The following is a 3899-nucleotide window of genomic DNA, read 5'->3' on the forward strand; positions in this document are numbered from 1 at the left end:
AGTAGACTTGTGGACATGCTTGAATTCCTCCTTGATTATTTGTTGGTCATCAAAAAGGAAATCAGTATGTCCACTACATTGCAACTTCAAAAGTACGCTTTAGTCGGATGAACCAAAATAATTTTTCTGTCGGGGGGCGCAAGAAGGTGGACGTCGCCATCTTCCACCATGGCTCGGAACATACTCTGGAGAATCTCAGCCGCGTAGTCATCTGTGGTCCTGAAGCCTAAGGTTGGCAAAAACGCGGTCCGCATTCGCGATTTCAAACAGGCTGCGGCGGATCTCGATGGTCTTGAAAACATCATGCGTGAAGTCGAAGCCATTCAATATGGTCTGTGGACCAACGTTCTGGAATTCTTTTTCCTTGAGAAGAAACAAAAGCGCTTCGAAACCAAGTGCAATCCCATTGGCGATTGGCCCATGGCGGAAGAGTCAATCGGCACCAAGGATGTGGTATCCGATGCCCACACCCGTGTGGCTGACAATGAAATGCTCAAGGTCACTTTCCGCCGCTGTCACAACTTCATCCATGGCAACGAAGGAATGCCGAAAGATGCCGCTTTCTGGCAGTTCCTTTATCTCATATTTTGCAAGATGCACGACGAAAGCCTTCGAGCAAAACAGCGCCAGGGCCTGGCGACGTCGTTTCTGGGCCGGGCCGAGGGAACAGTTCGAAGACAAAGGCCGCAAAGAAATTCGTAAGCGCATTGACAGCCTTTTCTCTGAGGTCAAAAAACAATACAAAAATATCTTCCGGGGCAATGAAGAGATCACCCTATCGGACCGCGCCTTGGCATTTATCGTTTCGGAGCTGGCCAAGTACGACTTCACTCGTACCGACGTGGACGCCAAGGGTGTGGCCTATCAAGAAATCGTGGGTACGAACCTACGCAGTGACCGGGGCCAGTATTTCACGCCTCGCGGTGTGGTGAAGCTGGTGGTTGAGATGCTCGACCCGAAAGAGGACGAGCGTGTTCTTGACCCGGCCTGCGGTACCGGGGGCTTTCTGGTGGCGACTCTCGGCCATATGCTGAAGAAATTTCGCGAAGAACAGGACACCCAGCCTGGACACGAAAACACCACCGAATTTCTCAAGGAGCACGACAGATGAGTTCAATTTTAACAATAAATATAGATGATTTGCTCTATTTGAGAGGAGTAGAGTCAGCCCGTGTCGAATTCAAGGCTTCCTGGGATGAAGAAACAACGGCATATCAAATCTTGAAAACCATTTGCGCCTTTGCCAATGATCTACAGAATTTAAATGGTGGATATATTGTTATAGGCGTCGCCGAGGAAAATGGCAGTGCCATTCTCCCTCCCAAAGGGATTCCCTCTGAACAATTGGATGACATACAAAAGTGGATTCGCGGGAATTGTAATCGTATTGACCCTGAATATCAACCAGTTATTTCTCCAGAGAGGCCAAATGGAAAAGATATATTGGTTATTTGGGTGCCGGGTAGTGATGTGCGCCCCCATAAAGCTCCCGATGGAAAGAAAGGAGAGAAGAAATATTGGGTTCGAATAGGGAGTGAAACAGTTGATGCTGCCAAAAACGGAGTGCTTGATCAGCTTCTGCACATGACGGCTCGTGTGCCTTTTGATAGCAGGAGGGCTTTACATGCTAAAGTAGAAGATTTGAGGGAATCAAAGGTTCGTGAATTCCTTCGCGATATTCGAAGTGGTTTGTTGGATGAGCCCGACACAAAAGAATTATACCGAAAATTGAGGATAGCGGCCCCTGTTAATGGATATGATGTACCGATAAATGTCGGATTATTATTTTTCTCGGAAGATCCAGAACAGTGGTTTCCTGGGGCGCGGATAGAAGTTGTTCAATTTGCCGGAGACGCATCCGGCGATGTTCAGGAGGAGCGCATATTCAAGGGTCCGATTCATGAGCAAATTCGAGACTGCTTGAACTACCTGAAAAATTTATCGACAACGCATCTGGAAAAGGTTGGAACTGACATTCGCGTCCGGGGCTGGGTGAGCTATCCTATTCCAGCACTGGATGAGGCCATTGTGAATGCCGTTTATCACAGGGGGTATGAGGGAATAAATGAGCCCATAAAGGTCTACCTCTATCCTGACCGGATGGAGATTATAAGTTATCCAGGTCCGGTCCCTGGGATTCAATTAGAGCATTTGAGGCCGGGAGCAAGTGTCCCGCCTGTCCCGGCCAGAAACAGGCGTATAGGGGAATTCCTGAAAGAGCTGCGTTTAGCAGAGGGAAGAGGAACTGGTCTTCCCAAGATATTCCGGGCCATGCGGGAAAATGGTTCTCCCGAACCAGTTTTCGATTTTGATGAAGGCCGTACTTTTTTCAGGGCAACTCTCCCCGCGCATCCTGAATATGTAGCCATTTCAACATTGCGTGATGTCGCTCATTTACGGGCTGTTGGAGATATTCAAGGGGCAAAACAACGCCTTGAAGATTCATGGAAGGCAAACCCATCTTCAGCGCTGCTCGCAGGTGAGCTCATAAGACTGTACGGTAAATCTCAGGAACTGCCGAAAGCGGAACAAGTTTTCAAAGAGTTCCGAAACAAAGCTCCGGAAGCATTTTTATCTCATGTTATCAACGTTATGGTTAATGCGTATTTTGAATGCGGAGAGGAAGAGAAAGCACGTGAATTATTGAAAGACCTTCCTGCTATTCTTTCAGCTTCAGATGCCTTCGATACAGCGATATTGGCACGCAGGCTCGGAAATCAAGAGATTGCGCACAAATATTTCGAGCAAGCGGGTGATTCTATTCTAAATGACCCTAGAGCATTGCATGAATTTGCTCAGACTAAAATAGATTTGGCAAGAAAAATATGGCGTAACCGGCATGGCTCATGGGGCTATCGCCGGCAGGCGAACAAGCGCTTGTTGACCGAGGCCAAACAACTTCTGGAAAGAGTTGTTCAAATGGATGCATCGCCAACACGCCACGCTTGGGCATGGCGTGATCTGGCCAGAGTGTTGAATTGGTTACGGGCTCCCAAAAGGGAGGTGGTCCATGCGTATAAACAAGCTATAAGTCTTTTACCCAATGAAAAGCGCTTCAGGGATGAATTGGGGCGAATATCGGATACGACACATGGCAGATAAGACAAAGGATGATTTTTAAATGAGCGATCTGGACAACGACATTGCCGAAGTGCCGCAGGAGGCTGTCGAAGATGACGCGCCGGAGGATTTCTTCATTGACATCCTAACGGGTGAACTAACACCTTTCGAATCCCATTTTTGTCCAGATTGGACTGAAACATTATATGGAGACTCGGGCTATGATATTATCGCGTTTGATATGGCAGCGGGAATTGAAGAAAGGTCTTCCATGAAATTTGAAAAAGATTAACCAATCGGGTTAATCTTTTTTCTTGACTGGGGATTGGTTTGAATATATCATTTAAGAATAAAAAGTTGGCCAAGTCCTTCAACGAAGGGGAGCAGCTTGAAAAGATTCACGGAACCAAACGTGCGAGAAAAATTAGGATTCGTTTGGCTGAACTCAGGGCTGCCGCAAGTCTTATGGATTTTTGGCCTCCAAAGAGCGGACCAAGCCGATGTCATGAACTGACACAAGGACGACGTCGAGGACAACTATCCATGGACCTGGATCATCCCTACCGCTTGATTTTTATTCCTGACCACAATCCGATTCCCAGGCATGAGGATGGTGGTTTGGACTGGTCCCTGGTTACCGCCATTAAGATTCTTGGGGTGGAGGACACCCATGAGTAACAAACATACCAACCAGTACGTACCGGATTATATTGTAACGCCGGGAGAGGTCCTTGAAGATTATCTTGCAAGTCTGGGGATGACGCAGGCCGAATTGGCGGCCAGAACCGGCCTGGCAAAAAAAACCATTAACGAGATCATCAAGGGTAAGTCACCCATTA

Annotated in this window: 4 protein-coding genes and 1 pseudogene; all 5 read left to right on the forward strand. The window is 47.6% G+C overall.

Annotation, left to right across the window (positions count from 1 at the left end; all coding sequences use genetic code 11):
• Positions 1 to 107 precede the first annotated feature (107 nt).
• Positions 108 to 1108 (forward strand): annotated as a pseudogene (locus JRF57_16205) (N-6 DNA methylase).
• Positions 1108 to 3102: a putative DNA binding domain-containing protein gene (locus tag JRF57_16210; protein MBW2305240.1), complete on the forward strand. Its 1995-nt coding sequence runs from the start codon at positions 1108 to 1110 to the stop codon at positions 3100 to 3102. Before JRF57_16205 ends, JRF57_16210 begins: the two are co-directional and overlap by 1 nt.
• A gap of 19 nt (positions 3103 to 3121) precedes the next feature.
• Positions 3122 to 3352 (forward strand): hypothetical protein, encoded by a 231-nt coding sequence (locus JRF57_16215; protein ID MBW2305241.1) that lies wholly within the window; start codon positions 3122 to 3124, stop codon positions 3350 to 3352.
• A 38-nt stretch (positions 3353 to 3390) separates the two neighbouring features.
• The gene (locus JRF57_16220; protein MBW2305242.1) at positions 3391 to 3738 is read left to right on the forward strand and encodes a killer suppression protein; all 348 of its coding nucleotides are present in this window, start codon (positions 3391 to 3393) and stop codon (positions 3736 to 3738) included.
• Positions 3731 to 3899, forward strand: a 169-nt coding sequence (locus JRF57_16225) for a helix-turn-helix domain-containing protein (protein ID MBW2305243.1), incomplete at its 3' end; no start/stop codon positions are given. The genes JRF57_16220 and JRF57_16225, both read left to right, overlap by 8 nt.

Source organism: Deltaproteobacteria bacterium, assembly GCA_019310525.1.
In the GTDB taxonomy this organism is placed as follows: domain Bacteria; phylum Desulfobacterota; class DSM-4660; order Desulfatiglandales; family HGW-15; genus JAFDEE01.

Coding starts and splice junctions, on each gene's coding strand:
- JRF57_16210 (MBW2305240.1), top strand. CDS start 1,108: ATGAGTTCAATTTTAACAATAAATATAGATGATTTGCTCTATTTGAGA.
- JRF57_16215 (MBW2305241.1), top strand. CDS start 3,122: ATGAGCGATCTGGACAACGACATTGCCGAAGTGCCGCAGGAGGCTGTC.